This is a genomic window from Zobellia sp. B3R18, assembly GCF_018860715.1.
Taxonomy (GTDB): domain Bacteria; phylum Bacteroidota; class Bacteroidia; order Flavobacteriales; family Flavobacteriaceae; genus Zobellia; species Zobellia russellii.
Genome location: NZ_JAHKQG010000011.1, coordinates 372,275 through 391,159, shown reverse-complemented (window position 1 = coordinate 391,159; position 18,885 = coordinate 372,275). Strand labels below are relative to the sequence as shown.

General features: G+C 40.4%; 12 protein-coding genes and 1 tRNA gene. 9 read left to right on the top strand and 4 right to left on the bottom strand.

Going from position 1 to position 18,885, the window contains the following annotated elements; translation table 11 throughout:
- Entirely contained in the window at nt 1–990 is a 990-nt protein-coding gene (locus tag KO513_RS08155) for an isoaspartyl peptidase/L-asparaginase family protein (RefSeq protein ID WP_215912981.1), read from the bottom strand.
- A gap of 64 nt (nt 991–1,054) precedes the next feature.
- Between KO513_RS08155 and KO513_RS08150 the strand changes: the two genes are divergently transcribed.
- The 3 genes from KO513_RS08150 (at nt 1,055) to KO513_RS08140 (ending at nt 3,443) form a co-directional block, all read left to right on the top strand.
- Complete coding sequence (locus tag KO513_RS08150; RefSeq protein WP_215912980.1) at nt 1,055–1,777, top strand: copper homeostasis protein CutC; 723 nt, start codon at nt 1,055–1,057, stop codon at nt 1,775–1,777.
- A 48-nt stretch (nt 1,778–1,825) separates the two neighbouring features.
- Complete coding sequence (locus KO513_RS08145; protein ID WP_215912979.1) at nt 1,826–3,049, top strand: metallophosphoesterase; 1,224 nt, start codon at nt 1,826–1,828, stop codon at nt 3,047–3,049.
- Between the two features lie 97 nt (nt 3,050–3,146).
- Nucleotides 3,147–3,443 (top strand): thioredoxin family protein, encoded by a 297-nt coding sequence (locus KO513_RS08140; RefSeq protein WP_215438529.1) that lies wholly within the window; start codon nt 3,147–3,149, stop codon nt 3,441–3,443.
- 115 nt (nt 3,444–3,558) lie between these two features.
- On the opposite strand, the gene KO513_RS08135 is transcribed toward KO513_RS08140, so the two are convergent.
- Nucleotides 3,559–6,945 (bottom strand): glycosyltransferase family 117 protein, encoded by a 3,387-nt coding sequence (locus KO513_RS08135; protein ID WP_215912978.1) that lies wholly within the window; start codon nt 6,943–6,945, stop codon nt 3,559–3,561.
- A 298-nt stretch (nt 6,946–7,243) separates the two neighbouring features.
- Between KO513_RS08135 and KO513_RS08130 the strand changes: the two genes are divergently transcribed.
- Nucleotides 7,244–7,315 (top strand) — tRNA-Gln (locus tag KO513_RS08130).
- A gap of 55 nt (nt 7,316–7,370) precedes the next feature.
- Here KO513_RS08130 and KO513_RS08125 read toward each other — a convergent pair.
- A complete protein-coding gene (locus KO513_RS08125; RefSeq protein WP_215912977.1) occupies nt 7,371–8,744 on the bottom strand; it encodes a cation:proton antiporter domain-containing protein in 1,374 nt (457 codons plus the stop codon).
- A gap of 192 nt (nt 8,745–8,936) precedes the next feature.
- Here KO513_RS08125 and rimP point away from each other — a divergent pair, with 192 nt between their 5' ends.
- From rimP to infB, 3 genes are all read left to right on the top strand, one after another.
- The gene (gene rimP / locus KO513_RS08120) at nt 8,937–9,398 is read left to right on the top strand and encodes a ribosome assembly cofactor RimP (protein WP_215438526.1); all 462 of its coding nucleotides are present in this window, start codon (nt 8,937–8,939) and stop codon (nt 9,396–9,398) included.
- A 16-nt stretch (nt 9,399–9,414) separates the two neighbouring features.
- Nucleotides 9,415–10,647, top strand: a complete 1,233-nt coding sequence (gene nusA / locus KO513_RS08115) for a transcription termination factor NusA (protein ID WP_215438525.1) — start codon at nt 9,415–9,417, stop codon at nt 10,645–10,647.
- A gap of 120 nt (nt 10,648–10,767) precedes the next feature.
- On the top strand, nt 10,768–13,635 hold the full coding sequence (gene infB, locus KO513_RS08110) for a translation initiation factor IF-2 (RefSeq protein ID WP_215912976.1): 2,868 nt from the start codon (nt 10,768–10,770) through the stop codon (nt 13,633–13,635).
- Nucleotides 13,636–13,696: 61 nt separating this feature from the next.
- On the opposite strand, the gene KO513_RS08105 is transcribed toward infB, so the two are convergent.
- On the bottom strand, nt 13,697–14,068 hold the full coding sequence (locus tag KO513_RS08105; RefSeq protein WP_215438523.1) for an SPOR domain-containing protein: 372 nt from the start codon (nt 14,066–14,068) through the stop codon (nt 13,697–13,699).
- A gap of 234 nt (nt 14,069–14,302) precedes the next feature.
- On the opposite strand from KO513_RS08105, the gene KO513_RS08100 reads away from it, so the two are divergent.
- Together KO513_RS08100 and KO513_RS08095 are read left to right on the top strand one after the other, a co-directional pair.
- Nucleotides 14,303–15,670, top strand: coding sequence for a c-type cytochrome (locus KO513_RS08100; protein WP_215912975.1), 1,368 nt, complete (start codon nt 14,303–14,305; stop codon nt 15,668–15,670).
- A gap of 34 nt (nt 15,671–15,704) precedes the next feature.
- Nucleotides 15,705–18,863 carry a TAT-variant-translocated molybdopterin oxidoreductase gene (locus tag KO513_RS08095; protein WP_215912974.1) on the top strand — a complete coding sequence of 1,053 codons (3,159 nt, stop codon included), beginning with the start codon at nt 15,705–15,707 and terminating at the stop codon, nt 18,861–18,863.
- The last annotated feature ends 22 nt before the right edge of the window (nt 18,864–18,885 follow it).

The window sequence follows — 18,885 nt, the reverse complement described above, 5'->3', positions numbered from 1 at the left end:
TTAAGATTTGATATAACTTTCCGATGGATTATTTACGTGCCCTTCTTTAGAAAAGGACCTATACGTAAACCCGGGGTGAATGCAATAACTTCCTGTTTCGCCTGCTTTGTTAACGGCTATAAAACCGATTTGAAAATCATTCCGCCCTTTATTTTTGGCCATGATTCGCTCAACCCCTTCTTTACAAGCTTCCTGGGGAGATTTTCCTTGACGCATTAATTCCACGATAAGAAAGCTGCCTACCGTACGAACTACCTCTTCGCCAACACCTGTTGCTGTGGCTCCGCCAATCTCATTATCAACAAACAGCCCGGCGCCAATAATTGGAGAGTCGCCAACACGACCCGCCATTTTGTAACCCATGCCACTTGTGGTACAAGCTCCTGAAATATCGCCGTTGGCATCTATGGCAAGCATGCCAATGGTGTCATGGTTTTCAATATTTATAATAGGCTTGTATTGCGAGGTTTTCTTCCATTCCATCCACTCTTGCTTTGATTTTTCGGTAAGGAGGTTGGTTTTCTTGAATCCCATTTCGTAAGCAAATTGCTCAGCTCCTTTTCCGGCAAGCATAACATGGGGTGTTTCTTCCATTACTTTACGTGCAACCAAAATAGGATTTGCAATATTTTCCATGGCCAGTACCGCACCGCAATTCCCATCTTTATCCATAATACAGGAGTCCAAAGTAACATTTCCGTCTCGGTCGGGTCTGCCACCAACACCCACCGTCTGGTTGTTTACATCGTTTTCTTCAACCATTACACCTTGGGTTACGGCATCAAGAGAAGTACCGCCTTCTTTTAAGACTTCCCATGCTTTGGAGGAAGCTTTATGAAAATCCCAAGTACATATAACTATAGGCTTTATAGCTGCGGAATTATCTGTAACCCGGTCTGTAGGCGGGGGAGTTTTGCCAGCCATTAAAGGGGCTGAAATTAAACCGGCCGTGGCGGCAGTTGAATTTTTTAGGAACTTTCTTCTTTGCATGGGTTTAAGATTTCTATTTTAGGTGTAGTTTTAAAATGCCACTTGGGCATTAAATATAAGTAAAATGCTAGTAGAAGTCTGTGCCAATTCATTGCAATCTGCATTAAATGCCCAAAAGGGCGGTGCGCATCGCATAGAACTTTGTTCTGAACTTGCCGTAGGAGGAATCACCCCCTCATACGGACTGTTGAAAAGCGTTCGTGAGCAAATTTCTATTCCCGTTCATGTATTGATTCGCCCTAGAAGCGGTGATTTTACCTATACCCCCGATGAATTGAAAATTATGATGCGAGATATTGAATTATGTGTTGATCTGGGGTTTGAAGGCGTCGTTTCCGGTGTTTTAAATGCTGATTTTACAGTAGACAGGGACAGAACCCGAGCGTTGATTGAAGCTTCAGCAGGTTTGAAGTTTACGTTTCACCGCGCGTTTGATTGGGTAAAAGACCCAATGGTCGCACTAGCACAACTGGAAGATTTGGGTGTAGATTATATATTAACATCAGGACAGCGGAAATCCGCCCCTGAAGGGTTCAAGCTCTTGAACGGGCTTCGTGAAAAATCTACAACCGTTACCATTGTGCCGGGCGGTGGTGTGAGGCCGGATAATGTAATGGGTTTTAAGGCGTCCGGATTTAAGGTGGTTCACCTTTCGGGTACTAAACTGTTAAGGGCATTGCCCGAAACGGACCGGGTACCTATGAATTCTCCATCGTTTTTAAGCGATTCTGAAATTACCGTAACCCACTCAGGTACAATTGCAACTATCGTAAATAGGGTTAAATAAAATCTAAATGAGGCAATACCCGTCTCAGTTTAAAATATCTTTGTAGCTATGCTACGTTGGATTATTTTTATTGCCGTTTATATTGTTATGGGCCTCTATACTTTACAGGCCTTGAAAACCGTAACCAGATACCCTTGGGTGTACTATCTCTTTATTGCGATAGCCGTATTGGTACTGGGTAATTTTATTTATCAATTTACATTAGGTGAAGAGGAGGGTAGGGTCCTGAGCAGGTCTAAAAGCTATGCTTTTGGGTTTTTATTGACCGTATTGGCCTTTCAGTTGGTGACTATTCTTTTTCTTTTTTCCGAAGATATTTTTAGGGTCATATCTAGTGGGTATCAAAAGTTTTTTGGTCAGTCTAAAGAGTTTACCTTGCCAGAACGCAGAAAATTTTTGAGCATATTGGGTCTGGGCTTGGCGGCTATTCCTTTTGGCGCATTGCTCTACGGAATGTATAAGGGGAAGTACAATTTTAAAGTATTAAGGTATACTTTGGAGTTTGATGATTTGCCCGCTGGGTTCCATGATTATCAAATCACTCAGATATCCGATGTGCATAGTGGTAGTTTTGATGATAGGAAGAAGATAGAATATGCTGTAGACCTGATTAATAAACAAGAGAGCGATGTTATCCTTTTTACAGGTGATATGGTGAATAACATGGCTACCGAAATGGAGCCGTGGGCAGAACTTTTTACCACTCTTGAAGCCAAGGACGGTAAGTTCTCAGTCTTGGGAAATCATGACTATGGCGATTATGTAGAGTGGGAAACGGAAGAAGCGAAACATCAGAATTTGGAGGATTTAAAGAACCTGCAAAGAAACATGGGCTTTGATTTGTTGTTGAATGAAAATCGGTTTTTACAAAAAGGAGGCGATAAGATTGCCTTGGTTGGGGTTGAAAACTGGGGACGTGGTGGTTTTAAAAAAGCCGGAGACCTTAAAAAGGCGGTAGCCAATGTAGATAAAGATGATTTTAAGATACTCATGAGCCATGACCCTTCTCATTGGGAAGATGTTGTTTTGCACGATGCGTATCATTACCACCTTACCTTAAGTGGCCACACACATGGAATGCAGTTTGGTATAGAAATTCCTGGTTGGATTAAGTGGAGTCCTGTAAAATGGCGCTATAAATATTGGGCGGGCATCTATCAAGAGCTTGGGCAATATATAAATGTTAATAGGGGTTTTGGTTTTTTAGGGTATCCGGGTAGGGTAGGAATTTGGCCTGAAATAACCGTAATCACGCTTAAAAAGAAAGCTTAACACGATTTTAACGCCACCTAAAGTCTATAAAATTGGGGGTATAGGTGGCAATTTAACATTTTTTCTTACATTTGGTTCCTAACCCAATGAACTACGTATGTCAAAGTTTGGTGAACTTATAGATTTAAGAATCCCTGTTCTTTTGGATTTTTATGCGGATTGGAACGAGCAATCGAATGCGATGCACGCCGTTTTGCGTGATGTAGCCGCGGCTTTGGGTGATAAAGGCAAGGTTATTAAAATCGATGTAGATAAAAATAAGGAGCTTGCTCAGGCACTTCGTGTTAAAGGGCTTCCTACACTTATGATTTATAAAAAAGGTGAAATGGTATGGCGCCAAAGTGGTGAGCAAGATGCCAATACACTTATTGGAATCCTAAACGAATACCTATAATAATAAATACTTGCTGCTAAAGAGCTTTTTCTTTTGAGCGGTATAGATGGAATAATAAAAAAATGCCCTTCATTGCTGAAGGGCATTTTTTTATTTCTGTATAGAGTAAGCTAACTTAGTTAGTGGCCGGTACCAATGTAGTATCTACGGGGTTTTCTCCTGCCGTAGCTGCGTCTATTGCCGTAGTGTCAGAAACAGGAACTGTATCCTCTAAGTCAGGATTCTGACCAGGTTCTAAATCATCCTCTTGTAAAATATTGTCCCTGTAGAAATGCTGAAACTTGTCTATATATTCATTGAATATTAGAGTTTCCTTTTCTGCCATCTCACGGTCGTTGTTTCCGATCAGAATATCAATATTTCTACGGTACCCTTCCATATCGGCAATGATATCGTCTATCTTGTCATATTGCTCTTCAAGAGGTATGCTGGCGTAATATTCCAGACGGTCTTGATAAATATATTTCAATTTCCCGAAAAGCTCGCGAGCTTTGGTGGTTTCGCCTACTTTGTAATATCCATCTACAAAAGGCTCAACAAAAGTATAGTAGCCAAAGTATTCAACAGGAAGGTTTTTTATAGTAAGGTCTATAATATCCTTGGCCTTTTCTATTTTGTCTTCTTTTAGCAATTGTTCTAAAAGTCTTGCTAAGTTACTACGGTAAGACAAGCCTTGAATACGGGTTTGAGGGTCATGGTAGATGTCCGAGCTTCCAGAGTTGCCCCAGTCCCAATTCATAACTACATCGTACATCAGGTCGGAATCAATTCGTCCCATTTCAAAAGAGTTTCTGCGTTCGGTCTTGATGGGTACTAATTTGTACGCCATGCCATCTAATTGCAAATAGTCTTTCATCCAAATAAATTCGGCATCATCAAAACTTCCTCCTGAGAAATAGATAGGGCGTTTCCAGTCATTGTTGGCAATAATATCCAACATCATCATGCTTTTCTTGGTAATGGCGCTTTTTGGAAGGTCTATATCAATATAGTCTACGATCAAGGCCGAATCCTTTTCTTTTACCAGACCTGTTTCCAAGACGTTTTTCTTGTTTACCGGTATGCGTAATTTGTTGGTAGGGTAGTACACGATATTTTGGCTGCTTTCAGAATAAGCATCTATATCAATATTCTCCTGTCTTTCTAAGATGTACTTCAACTTTGTCTGTGGGTTGTCACTATCTACCCACTTTATAAAATCTTGAATAGACCAACGGCTTTCTGATATTTTCTTGTTGAAAAGTGGGTCTACGGTTTGGTAGTATAGCACATCACGAGTTCCCCAACGATACTTCTCATGGGCAATTTGTGATGGTATGGCTTCACTTTCATATGCCTTTCTCTTCATTTGGTCAATATACCAATCCGTTTCAAAAAGGCTGGTACAGACAATACGAACATCGGTACGGTAGCCTTCAATTTCTTGGGCGTACCATAACGGGAAGGTATCATTATCCCCAATGGTGAACAGTATGGCCCCTGCATCTTCTTGGCAGGAGTCTAGATAGGCTTTTGCCGATGAATTTGCGGTAAACCGATTAGATCGGTCATGGTCATCCCAGTTTTGTACTGCCATAACAGTAGGAACCGCTAAAAGACAAATAACGGTTACGGCCGGAGCCAGTATTTTAGGGGTGAGGTACTTCTTGAGTTCATCAAAAAGTCCGTATACGCCAAGGCCCATCCATATTCCAAAGATATAGAACGAACCTACAAGGGAGTAGTCTCTTTCACGAGGTTGAAAAATATATGGATTGGTGTAAAACTGAATAGCCAAACCTGTGAACAAAAAGAAGATTAAAAGTACCCAGAACTGTTTTGGGTTTTTACTTATTTGAAACAATATGCCTACTATGCCTAGAATTAAGGGGAGTAAGAAATAGGTGTTTCGGGCCTTGTCATTCTTAACTTCGTCCGGAAGATTACTTTGACTTCCTAGACGTGGACTATCAACTAACCCAATGCCACTTAGCCATTCTCCGTTTCCGTTGTAACGGCCCTGAACATCATTGTTCTTCCCGGAGAAATTCCACATAAAGTAACGCCAGTACATGTATCCGAATTGAAACTGTACCATGTATTTAATGTTCTGCCAAACTGATGGAGGTTGAACCTCTATATAATCGCCAAACCTTCTTAGGAAACTAATGTATTGTTCGGCATCTATTTCGCCATTGGCAAAGCCTTCTTTTACTTGGGTAACCGCTTTTCTCAACTCCTCGTTGGATTGTGTCATCTTAAAATCCAAGGGCCCAAAATAGCGCATGTAGTTTTCTGCGTTCTGACCACTCCACATTCTTGGTAAGAAGCCTATATGTTTAGGGTCGTCTCCAGGTACGGCGCCTTTGTAATAATTTACGATTACATATTTCCCTAGCTTTTCGTCCTTTTCGTATTTAGGTGCTTCGTCCTTGTCCTCGCCACCAACCCCAAAAGTGTTGGAGTAATATGTCCCGTAAAACGGACTATCAACACCGGGGTACTGCTCACGGTTATAATAGGCCAATAAAGCACGGGCATCTTCCGGATTGTTTTCGTTGATGACCACTCTTGCATTTGCGCGAATAGGAAGCATCATCCATGAAGAGAAACCTAAAAATAGGAACATTAAGCATAGAACAATGGTGTTGGCCGTTTTGTAACTGTTCTTTCTAGTGTAGTTAAGCGAAAAATAGAACGCGCCAATGAATATGAGCCCCATAATGATGGTGCCCGAATTAAACGGAAGGCCAATAGTATTAATGAAAAATACTTCGCTCCAACCAAAAAGTTTAAGAACATAGGTTAAAGAGAATTTGTAAACCAGCATCAATACTGCAATCACAGCAATATTGGCCAACAAAAAGTTCTTTACTGTTGTTTTTTTGTATGTTTTGAAATAGTAGAGTAAACCTATTGACGGTATAGCCAAGAAGCCCATGAACTGAACCCCAAAAGTAAGGCCAACCACAAATGAGATAAGCACGATCCATTTGTTTCCTCGTGGGTTTTCAAGGTCGTCCGTCCACTTTAGGCCAAGCCAAAGTAATAATGCCATTAGGAGACTTGCTGTGGAATATACCTCGGTCTCTACTGCGTTGAACCAAAAGCTATCCGAAAAAGTAAAAGCAAGGGAACCAACAATTCCAGAGCCAAAAATAGCAATAGCCTTGCTGTTGGTTATAACATCATCTTTTTGTTTTATGAGTTTTTGGGTAAGGTTGGTAATGGTCCAAAACATAAACAGAATGGTAAATGCACTGGAAACACCAGAAACGTAATTTACCATACGAGCCACTTGGTCAGGTTCAAAAGCAAACATGGCAAAAAAGGCCCCGATCATTTGGAGCAGTGGTGCTCCAGGAGGGTGGCCCACTTGGAGTTTTGCAGATGTGGCAATGTATTCACCGGCATCCCAAAAACTGTTCGTGGGTTCAACGGTTATTGCGTAAGTAATTAGGGCAATAAAAAAGACGGACCATCCAAGAAGATTGTCCCATTTTTCGAAGTTCTTTGAAAACATGTACTACGTGGTTTAACCAATGCGGCGAATTTACTAATTAATATAGATATGGAAGGTCATTTTTGATAAACCTTTAACAAGCTATTTGTAAGGTGAATATAGAAAGAATTGTAGTCAAAGGCTTGTTGGCGGAGGTTAAGCGTATAAAAATGAATCAAATTAGTAATTTTATGGTGCTGAAAATCTGTAAGTTGTGTAGATTTGGAATTATTGTAGCAGAAAATGTTTGTGCAAACCAAACTTTGTTTTAAATTTGCACGCTCAAATGCTGAACTTGTTTCGGCAGAAATTACGGTAATGGCCTATGGTGTAATTGGCAACACAGCTGGTTTTGGTCCAGTCGTTCTAGGTTCGAGTCCTAGTAGGCCAACAGAGTTAAAAAGCCCGATACGGAAAAGTATCGGGCTTTTTTTTGTTGGAATTTTTCATATAGGACGATTGTCATGCTCTGTATCCTCGGGATGTTCGGGAGAGTTGTCTTCCGTATCTAGGTTTTCATTGCTTGCTTCCTGTTCCGTCATTTCTTCGTTATGCTCGTTAAGTTGGTCCTCTGCTTCGTTCCGTGCCAAAATCTCTTCGTCTATCTCATCTAGCATAGTGCCCATTTTCTTTTTGTCCTTTATCATGGCCCAGGTCATAACCAGACTGGTGGCAATAATTACGAACAAAAGAATTCCCGATTCAAAACCGGCAACCTCTGCTTCCGTAGGAATGGCGTAGAAAAGAAGTATAGTGATCAATCCCCTTGGGGCAATAAAGGCTTGTGGTAGGATGTCTTTACCGATAAAAACCCGCAAAACAAGAAAACGGATTACGTAAATGGAGGCTATAATTAGAATGCTTACCATAGCAACATTTAGGCTCATTAAAGAAGCAAGTACAATGGTAACTCCAAAAATCACGAAGAAAAACGTTCGGACAACAAAAGCCGTTTCTAGGGTTATGATGTGCAGTTCATGATAGATTTGGTGCATTTTTTCCTTTTCAAGAAAAATAGCCGTCTTTCCGGGAAAGAACAATTTAACGTTTGCAATGACCAACCCAAATATGAGGATTATAATCAATGACGATAAATGCATCTTTTTACCAATAGCGTACAATAGTAGCAGTACGGCAATCAATAAAAATTGCTTGGCTTGGCTTTTTATCTTTTGGAAAATCAGAACCAAGGCGTAACTGGCAATAATGGCAATAACAATGGTCAGAACAATATTACCGGCAAAAGCAACGGGGCTAGAATCGGTTTCGGGATCCAATCCTCCGGTAAGGAAATAGAACATCATGATACCCATTATGTCCGAAAAGGTGCTTTCATAAATGTGAAACTCCTTTTTGTCCTCTCTAAGACCGGTAACACTGGGTATGATTATGGCGCTGGATAAAATAGATAAAGGGGTAGCATACAGCCAGGCAGACTGCATGGTCATACCTTCTATAAATTGGTAAAGAATTAAGGCGGCTACCCAAGCGGAAGCTACAAGCCCGAGTAGGGCAATGGCCATGGATTTGAGAATGGGTATGAGTTTTTCTCTTTTCAGTTCAAGCTCTAGGGCGGCTTCTAATACAATCATGATCAGTCCTACCGTTCCGATTATTTCTAAGGTACCGCGCAGGTTTTTTTCAAAATCTATTTCGGTTCCAATAATGTATTTCAGGGCAAATTGTAAAACAACGCCCAGAACTATTAGCATAAGTACGGACGGAATATTGGTTTTTTTAGAAATGCCATTAAACCAGAAAGAGATGATGACTATGGCAGAAGCACCAATAATCATATTGTAAGAAGAGAGTATTTCCATGGTTGTTAATTTGGTTGGGATATTTTAAAAGTACTATTAAATCGTTAATTTTAGATGAAATGATATGATATAAAACTCTTTAAATGAATCGGATATTGCGGGAAACAAAAAAATCGTATATTTGCAACACTGAAAGGATATAAAAGTATTCATGAGGGGACAATTTAGTCCTCTTTTTTATTTCTAAATGTTATGTTGAAGAGTAAAGTCGAAGCCCTTTTAAAAGATGCCCTAGAGGAAGATGGGTCTTTGTTTTTAATAGATTTTTCGATGTCTGCAGACAATACCATTAAAGTGGTTTTGGATGGGGATGAAGGCGTAACCGTGCAGGACTGTATGAAAATTAGTCGTGCCATAGAGCATAATATAGACCGTGACGAACATGATTTTTCGTTAGAGGTCGCTTCTGCTGGGGCGGCATCGCCGTTGGTAATGCCAAGACAGTACAATAAAAATGTGGGAAGAAAGCTTGCCGTACGAACGGAGGCCGAAACCTATGAGGGAAATTTAACCGAAACTACCCATGATGGTATTGTTCTTGAATGGAAAGCACGGGAACCCAAACCCATTGGAAAAGGGAAAGTTACAGTTCAGAAAAAGGAGCTAATCAATTTTTCTGATATAAAAGAAGCAAAAGTCATTTTAAAATTTTAAAGGTAATAGTAGCATAATGGAAAATATTGCACTGATTGAGTCTTTTTCGGAATTTAAAGACGACAAATTTATAGATAGGGTAACCCTAATGGCCATTTTGGAAGATGTATTCCGTAGTGCGCTTAAGAAGAAATTTGGTTCCGATGATAATTTTGATATTATTATCAACCCGGATAAAGGCGATTTGGAAATCTGGAGAAATCGTATAGTTGTTGAAGATGGTGAGGTTGAGGAACCAAATGAAGAGATATCACTTTCGGAAGCGCGTAAAATTGAGCCGGATTTTGAAGTTGGTGAAGATGTTTCGGAAGAGGTAAAGCTTATAGATTTAGGTAGAAGGGCCATCTTGGCGCTTCGTCAAAACTTGATTTCAAAAATTCACGAGCACGACAATACAACCATTTACAAGCACTTTAAAGATCTTGAGGGTGAAATTTACACCGCAGAGGTACACCACATTCGTCACAAGGCAATTATTTTGCTGGATGATGAAGGCAATGAGATTATTTTGCCAAAAGATAGACAGATACCATCTGACTTCTTTAGAAAAGGAGATAATGTTCGTGGGGTAATAGAAAGTGTGGAGCTAAAAGGTAGTAAGCCTACTATTATTATGTCTAGAAGCTCCCCTAAATTCTTGGAACAATTGTTTTTCCAAGAAATTCCGGAAGTTTACGATGGTCTAATTACCATTAAAAAGGCGGTTCGTATTCCTGGTGAGAAAGCAAAGGTTGCTGTAGATTCGTATGATGATCGTATTGATCCGGTTGGTGCCTGTGTAGGTATGAAAGGATCAAGAATTCACGGTATAGTTCGTGAGTTGGGCAATGAAAACATTGATGTTATCAATTGGACGGCTAACCCACAATTAATGGTGACGAGAGCATTGAGTCCAGCTAGAGTTTCTTCTGTGAAGTTAGATGATGAGAAGATGACGGCGCAGGTTTACTTAAGACCAGAAGAAGTTTCTAAGGCAATTGGTCGTGGCGGACATAATATTCGTTTGGCCGGGCAATTAACTGGTTATGAGATTGATGTGTTTAGAGAAGGTGTTGAGGAAGATGTTGAGTTAACAGAGTTTACAGATGAGATTGATGCTTGGATTATAGAAGAATTCAAGAAAATAGGATTGGATACAGCTCGTAGTATTTTAGAGCAAGATGTAGCCGATTTGGTGAAACGTACGGACTTGGAAGAGGAAACTATTTCCGAAGTTGTGCGTATTCTTAAAGAAGAATTGGAAGATTAGCTATGAACTCGTCATGGGTTTTAATACTTTAGCGGAAAATACTGCTAATGTGTTGGAATGTAAAACCCTTTTGAGTTCTGTATATTAGCAAGGATTAAAGAGAATTAGGAGAAAGTATTTATGGCAGACATTGCAAAAATTAGGCTTAACAAGGTCCTCAAAGAGTTTAATATTTCTTTGGATAGGGCGGTTGATTTCCTTGCCTCTAAAGGGCATGAGATTGATGCGCGACCTACTACAAAGATTTCCGATGAGGTTTATGAAGTGCTTCAAGGAGAATTTCAGACCGATAAAAGCAAAAAAGTCGCCTCTAAAGAAGTAGGCGAAGAAAAGCGTAAGGAAAAAGAGGCTTTGCGATTGCAGTTGGAGCAAGAGCAAGAGGAACGACGTTTAGCTAGAGAAAAGCGTGCAGCTGCGGCAGAAGAAAAAACTTTGACAGGTAAAGTTGAGCTTCAGGGTCCCAAAACAGTTGGTAAAATAGACTTGGATGCCGGTAAGAAGCCTAAAGAAACTCCTGCTCCTGTAGAGGAAAAAGAAGAAAAGGTTGAAAAAGAGGCTGTTGCTGAGGTTGAAAAACCAAAAGAAGTAGAGCAGCCTAAAAAGGTGGAAGAAGAGAAGCCTAAGGTTGAAGAGAAACCAACTAGGACTATACTTCAGAAACCTAAAATTGTTGGTAAGCTTGAGGAAAAGAAACCGGAAGCACCAAAAGAACCTAAAGCTAAGGTAGAAGAAAAAGCTCCTGAAAAAGTAGAAGAGACCAAAGCGGAATCTGATTCTGAGAACTCAGAAGAGAAAAAAGACGATGGTGTCTTAACTACAAAGTATAAGAAGCTTACCGGTCCAAAGATTACGGCTAAAATTGATCTTTCTCAGTTCAACAAGCCTAAGAAGAAAAAAGAGGAGCCTAAAACAGGTGATGCTGCCGGTGATCGTAAAAAACGCAGAAGACGTATAGTTAGTAGTCCTGGTAGTGGCGGCGGTAATAAGAGCAATGCTCCAAGACAGCGCGGTACTGGTCCAGCGGCTAGAAAAGGTGGCGGTGGAAATCCAAGATACGGTGCTCCTAAAGTAGAGCCTACTGAAGAAGATGTACAAAAACAGATTAGAGAGACCTTGGAGAAATTACAAGGAAAGTCTAAGAAAGGAAAAGGTGCTAAATATAGAAGGGATAAGAGGGATCAACACCGTCAACAAACGGAGAAAGACCTTGAGCAGCAAGAATTAGAGAGCAAAGTATTGAAGGTTACGGAGTTTGTAACCGTAGGTGAAGTTGCTACCATGATGGGTGTAGGTACTACTGAAATTATTTCGGCTTGTATGTCACTTGGTATTATGGTTACGATGAACCAACGTCTTGATGCTGAAACCTTGTCTATTGTTGCAGATGAGTTTGGTTACGAAGTTGAATTCGTTACTGCTGATCTGGAAGAATCAATAGAAGTTGAGGCAGATGCTCCTGAAGATCTAGAACCGAGAGCTCCTATTGTTACCGTAATGGGGCATGTGGATCACGGTAAAACATCTTTGTTGGATTATGTTAGACAAGCTAATGTAATTGCAGGTGAAAGTGGTGGTATTACGCAGCATATTGGTGCGTATGGTGTAACTTTGGAAGGTGGTCAGAAAATCACTTTCTTAGATACACCGGGTCACGAAGCCTTTACCGCGATGAGAGCAAGGGGTGCACAAGTAACGGATATTGCAGTTATTGTTATTGCTGCAGATGATGCTATCATGCCTCAAACAAAAGAAGCAATAAGTCACGCTCAAGCAGCTGGAGTACCAATTGTTTTTGCTATAAATAAAGTGGATAGGCCAACGGCAAACCCTGAGAAAATTAAGGATGGGTTGGCTCAAATGAATTTATTGGTCGAAGATTGGGGCGGTAAGATACAGTCTCACGATATTTCGGCCAAGACAGGTCAAGGTGTAAAGGAATTGCTTGAAAAAGTATTGCTTGAAGCCGAATTGTTAGAGCTTAAGGCTAATCCTAATAAGATGGCCAATGGTACTGTAGTAGAAGCCTTTTTGGATAAGGGACGTGGTTACGTTTCTACCATATTAGTACAAGGTGGAACCCTTAAAATTGGGGATTATGTATTGGCAGGTACCAATAGTGGTAAGGTTAAGGCTATGCAGGATGAACGCGGAAAAAGTGTTCAAAAAGCTGGTCCGGCCACGCCAATTTCTATTCTAGGTTTGGATGGAGCGCCACAAGCAGGTGATAAATTCCATGTGTTAGAAGATGAGAGAGAGGCTAAGCAGATAGCTACTAAGCGTTCGCAATTGCAGCGTGAGCAGTCTGTTAGAACACAGCGTCACATTACGTTGGATGAAATCGGAAGACGTATTGCTTTGGGTGACTTTAAGGAGCTTAACATTATCTTGAAGGGTGATGTTGATGGTTCTGTGGAAGCCTTAACGGATTCGTTCCAAAAATTGTCTACTGAAGAAATTCAAGTGAATATTATACACAAAGGAGTTGGTGCTATTACCGAATCCGATGTGTTGTTAGCTTCGGCATCCGATGCTATTATTATTGGTTTTAACGTAAGGCCAATGGGTAATGCAAGAGATGTTGCGGAGAAGGAAGAAATTGATATTAGAATGTACTCTATTATCTATGATGCGATCAATGATCTTAAGGATGCTATGGAGGGAATGCTTTCTCCTGAAATCAAAGAAGAGATTACGGGTACCGCAGAGATTAGAGAGACCTTTAAGATATCCAAAGTTGGTACGATTGCCGGTTGTATGGTAACCAATGGTAAGATTTTCCGTAATGCAGGTATACGTCTTATACGAGATGGTGTAGTTGTTTATACAGGAGAGTTGACATCCTTAAAACGTTTCAAAGACGATGTTAAGGAAGTGGCCAAAGGGTATGATTGTGGTCTGCAGCTTAAGAACTATAATGATATAGTTGAAGGGGATATTGTAGAGGCTTTCAAAGAGGTAGAGGTTAAGAAGAAATTAAAATCTAAATAGACCTCTTGAGAATATACATATCACTGTTAAATGAGACAGTATAGAGCAAAAAAAATCGACCTTAACGGGTCGATTTTTTTGGTTTTAATAACATGGCGTCCGGATATTTCTGTCGGACTTCTTTAAACTTTCGTTCGGCGTCTAGCTTGTTCTGGAATCTTCCTACCCTTACTCGGTATGTAGGTGAATCAAAGTCTATTTTTGAGGGTAGGTCCGGGAAATCTTGCTCAACGTTAGCTTGAATACTTTGAGCCTTATTATAGGAGCCGAAGCCTACTTGAATGCGGTAATATTCCGAACTTTCGTTGGAGGTTTTATATATTTCTATTAAATCAGTGATTTTTTGGTCTTGTTCAATGTTAATTTGGCCTTGTTGGGCATATCCAAATGTTAAAGACGCAAGGGAGAAACTGAGTGCAAAAATTGTCTTCATTGTAGTGAAATAATTGGGTTTTAATAATTTATACAAAAGTAGCGTATTCCTCGGCATTGTAAAGGATGACATATTATTTAGAATAGATATAAATTAGGAATTATCAATCCGTTAACATTTTCAAAATAAAGTCTATTACGTATTTTTGCCTTCGATTTTAGCACTGATAAGAATAACACAAGTTTTCTATAAATGAAATTATCGTGCCAAGATGTCGATAGAAATAAGATTCATATGAAAAAGGTTCCGTACCGCCATTCGATTTCTAAGGTTTTAGGTTTAACTCTATTTGTTTTCCTTTTATTTTCCGTTTCTATATCTGCTCAAGATGGTGGAAGCGAAGATGGGGCTTCTTCCGAAGCTGCTGCATCTGGTGATACTGCGGGAGATCCGGCTAAAGGTAAAGCGTTGTTCAATCAGAATTGTGCAGCTTGCCACTCTTTAAATCGTAAAATGACAGGTCCAGCTCTGGCTAATGTAGAGACTAGATTGTCAGATGACGAAGGTTTAAGTCGTGATTGGTTGTATCAATGGATTAAGAATAGTCCTGGGCTTATCGCTTCAGGTGATTCTTATGCTAATAAGATTTATGCTGAGTACAATCAGGCGGCAATGACTCCGTTTCCAACCTTGTCTAACGAGGATATTGATAATATTTTGGCTTATACGGCCGCTCCTCCAAAAACCGCTGCTCCTGCGGCTGCGGCTGGTGGTGAAGCTGCTGGTGGCTCTGGTGGTGCTTCCGATGGAATTTCAAATGAAATAGTTCTAGGTGCTTTGGCACTCGTCTTTGGTCTTTTGGTTGTGATGTTGTTCTTGGTGAACAAAACATTGAGAAGAATAGCCGAAGCTAATGGGGTTGTTTTGGAAAATGAAGCATCCGAGAAGAGATTGCCACTTTGGAAAGCGTTTGCTAAAAACCAATTTTTGGTATTGGTGTCAGTTATTTTCCTTTTGTTGGGTAGTGCGTATTTTGCTTACGGATGGATGATGCAGGTAGGTGTTGATCAAGGGTATCAGCCAATTCAGCCAATACATTACTCACACCGTATCCATGCAGGGGATAATAAAATTGAATGTAAGTATTGTCACTCGTCTGCACGTGTTTCTAAGACTTCTGGAATTCCTTCCTTGAACGTGTGTATGAACTGTCATAAATCAATTTACCAAGTTGCTGATGAAACTTTGGAAGAAGGTAAGCGTGAGTATGGTGTTGATTATAACAAGGAAATCAAAAAGCTTTATGCCGCTGTAGGTTGGGATGAGGAAAATCAGAAATATACTGGTGAGAGTCAGCCTGTAGAATGGGTGCGTATTCATAATTTGCCTGATTTTGCATATTTCAATCACTCTCAGCACGTAAGTGTTGCAGGTATTGAGTGTCAGCAATGTCACGGTCCTGTTGAGGAAATGGAGATTATGTATCAATTTTCGCCTCTAACAATGGGATGGTGTGTTAACTGTCACAGAGAAACTGAAATTAAGGTAGAAGGTAATGCTTACTACGAAAAAATTCATACCGAGCTTTCCAAGAAATATGGTGTTGAAAAGTTAACGGCTGCGCAAATGGGCGGGCTGGAATGTGGAAAGTGTCATTATTAATCGAATCTAGAAAGTAGCTAATTACATAGAAAGTATGGCATCAAACAAAAAATATTGGAAGAACGAGGCGGAATTAAATCCGAACGATTCCATTGTTGAGACGCTAAGACAGAACGAGTTTGTTGAGCAAATTCCAGTAGATGATTTTTTGGGAGATAAGGAAAGTCTATCTGCTACATCTACCAATAGAAGGGATTTTCTTAAGTACGTTGGTTTTAGTACCGCAGCGGCTTCATTGGCTGCTTGTGAAGGACCTGTGCATAAATCTATTCCTTATGTTGTTCAGCCAGAAAATATTGTTCCAGGCGTTGCTAATTATTATGCTACAACTATAGCGAACGGTTTTGACTTTGCAAGTATCCTTATTAAAACAAGGGAAGGTCGTCCTATTAAGGTTGAAAATAATAAAGATGCCAAGGTTGCCGGTTCTGCCAATGCAAGAGTTCAGGCATCTGTACTTTCCTTATATGATAGTACGCGCTTACAGGGGCCAATGGCAAATGGAGAGCCTACTGAATGGTCTGTTTTGGATGCTGCTGTAAAAGCAAAATTAGGAAGTCTTAAAGGTTCTGGTCAGCAAATCGCATTGTTGACACAAACATATGCTAGCCCGTCTACGGATAGATTGATCGGTGAATTAAAAGCTGAGTATGGTAATGTAAACCATGTGGTTTATGATGCTATTGCCGAAGATGCCGCAGCTAGTGCTTATGAAGCTAAATACGGTGAGCGTGCTTTGGCGGATTATGATTTTGAAAAGGCGGACCTTATAGTTTCTTTTGGGGCGGATTTCTTAGGAGATTGGCAAGGAGGAAGCTATGATGGAGGGTATGCAAAAGGTAGAGTGCCTAAAAATGGCAAGATGTCGCGTCATGTACAGTTTGAGGCGAACATGACCTTGAGTGGTGCCAATGCGGATAAGCGTGTTCCTTTGACGCCAATGCAGCAGAAAATAGCTTTGGCTCAGTTATATGCTAAGTTGAACGGTACAAGTGTTGGTGGTGAGCTTTCTGAAAATGTTCAGAAGACCATAGATGATGTGGCTGCTCATATAAGAAAGAATAAAAGTAAGGCCGTAGTAGTTACGGGTCTTGATGATATACATGCTCAAACGGTTGTTCTTGCAATTAATGAAATGTTGGGTAGTAAGGCTTTTGATCCTGCTTCTCCTCGTTATGTAAGACAAGGAAATGTTAAGGCAGTACAGAAGTTGATTGCGGATATGAAGGCGGGCAAAGTTGGCGCGTTGATTGTAGATGGTGTTAACCCAATGTATACGCTTCCTAATGCAGCTGACTTTAAAGAAGGTGTTGAGAAAGTTGGTCTTTCTGTTGTGTTCTCCAATAATTGGAACGAAACTACGGAAGTAGCGCAGTATACTGCGGCGGCTAATCATTTCTTGGAGTCTTGGGGAGATACCCAAATCAAGAAAGGGCAATACAGTTTGATGCAACCTACCATTAAAGAACTTTTTGATACAAGACAGTTTCAGACTGCATTGTTAAAGTGGTTGGGTAGTGATAAAACATATTACGAATATGTAAAGGAAACCTGGTCTCAGTCAATATTGGCTGGAAATGATTGGAATAAAGCATTGCATGATGGTGTTTATTCTGCGGCAGGTATGACTTTAAGCTCTGATGTGGATTCAGAAAATGCGGTTTCCGAAGAAGAAGATAAAGAAACAGCAAGTGCCAATGTAATTGAGGAGGTGGCTGCTCAAGCCGGTATTCCTATTGCTACGGCTATTAATAGCTTGGTAAATGCTACCAGCGGAGGCGGTGTTGAGCTTACTCTTTACTCTAAAACGGGTATGGGTGCAGGTCAGCAGGCTAACAACCCATGGTTGCAGGAGTTTCCTGATCCGATTACTAGAGTTTCTTGGGATAACTATGTTACCGTTTCCAAGGCGGATGCTGAGCGTTTAGGTTTTGTAAACGAGCACGTTGCCAATGGAGGTTTGGACGGTAGTTATGCCAACGTTACCGTAAATGGAGTTGTGCTAAATAACGTTCCGGTAATTATTCAGCCAGGTCAAGCTATTGGTTCTATTGGTCTTTCATTAGGATATGGAAGAAAAGTAGGAATGAAATCTGAGATGCAGACAGGTGTTAATGCTTATCCGTTGTATCAGAATTTCACCAATGTTCAGGCAGCTACTATTGAGAAAGCTTCGGGAATGCATGAGTTTGCATGTATTCAGTTGCATAAGACCTTAATGGGTAGAGGTGATATCATTAAGGAGACTACCTTGGAGATATTCAATACAAAGGATCACGCTGAGTGGAACGAAGTTCCGGTGGTTTCTTTGGATCACCAAGAGGTTCCGGCTACATCTGTTGATTTGTGGGATAGTTTTGATCGTACTATAGGTCATCACTTTAACATGTCTATAGATTTAAATGCGTGTACCGGTTGTGGTGCATGTGTTATTGCTTGTCATGCGGAGAACAATGTTCCTGTAGTAGGTAAGGAAGAAGTTAGAAAGAGTAGGGATATGCACTGGTTGCGTATCGATAGATATTATTCTTCGGAAGATACTTTTGAGGGAGATAATATTAAGAAGGATGAGTTTGATGGTCTTTCAGGTGATAATGGTTCTTTAGGTGGTTTTGGTGAGTTGGAGCATCCAGCGGCTAATCCTCAAGTGGCATTCCAGCCTGTAATGTGTCAGCACTGTAACCACGCGCCATGTGAAACTGTTTGTCCGGTTGCGGCAACATCTCACAGTCGCCAAGGTCAAAACCATATGGCATATAACCGTTGTGTGGGTACTAGATATTGTGCAAACAACTGTCCGTACAAAGTTCGTAGATTCAACTGGTTCTTGTATAATAACAATGACGAGTTTGATTACCATATGAACAATGACTTGGGTAAAATGGTATTGAATCCTGATGTAAATGTTCGTTCAAGAGGGGTTATAGAAAAATGTTCTATGTGTATTCAGATGACTCAGAAGTCTATCTTGGATGCGAAAAGAGATGGTCGTCCTGTTAAAGATGAGGAATTCCAAACGGCATGTTCATCTGCATGTAGCACAGGAGCTATAATCTTTGGTGATGTTAATGATAAGGAAAGTGAAGTTTCCAAATTGGCAGAAAGTGATCGTATGTACCATTTATTGGAGCATGTGGGAACTAAACCAAATGTATTCTACCATGTTAAGGTTAGGAATACGAACGAAGCATAAAACCGTATTTAAGTAAACAACT

Coding starts and splice junctions, on each gene's coding strand:
- KO513_RS08155 (WP_215912981.1), bottom strand. CDS start 990: ATGCAAAGAAGAAAGTTCCTAAAAAATTCAACTGCCGCCACGGCCGGT.
- KO513_RS08100 (WP_215912975.1), top strand. CDS start 14,303: ATGAAAAAGGTTCCGTACCGCCATTCGATTTCTAAGGTTTTAGGTTTA.
- KO513_RS08150 (WP_215912980.1), top strand. CDS start 1,055: ATGCTAGTAGAAGTCTGTGCCAATTCATTGCAATCTGCATTAAATGCC.
- KO513_RS08135 (WP_215912978.1), bottom strand. CDS start 6,945: ATGTTTTCAAAGAACTTCGAAAAATGGGACAATCTTCTTGGATGGTCC.
- KO513_RS08105 (WP_215438523.1), bottom strand. CDS start 14,068: ATGAAGACAATTTTTGCACTCAGTTTCTCCCTTGCGTCTTTAACATTT.
- KO513_RS08095 (WP_215912974.1), top strand. CDS start 15,705: ATGGCATCAAACAAAAAATATTGGAAGAACGAGGCGGAATTAAATCCG.
- nusA (WP_215438525.1), top strand. CDS start 9,415: ATGGAAAATATTGCACTGATTGAGTCTTTTTCGGAATTTAAAGACGAC.
- infB (WP_215912976.1), top strand. CDS start 10,768: ATGGCAGACATTGCAAAAATTAGGCTTAACAAGGTCCTCAAAGAGTTT.
- KO513_RS08125 (WP_215912977.1), bottom strand. CDS start 8,744: ATGGAAATACTCTCTTCTTACAATATGATTATTGGTGCTTCTGCCATA.
- rimP (WP_215438526.1), top strand. CDS start 8,937: ATGTTGAAGAGTAAAGTCGAAGCCCTTTTAAAAGATGCCCTAGAGGAA.
- KO513_RS08145 (WP_215912979.1), top strand. CDS start 1,826: ATGCTACGTTGGATTATTTTTATTGCCGTTTATATTGTTATGGGCCTC.
- KO513_RS08140 (WP_215438529.1), top strand. CDS start 3,147: ATGTCAAAGTTTGGTGAACTTATAGATTTAAGAATCCCTGTTCTTTTG.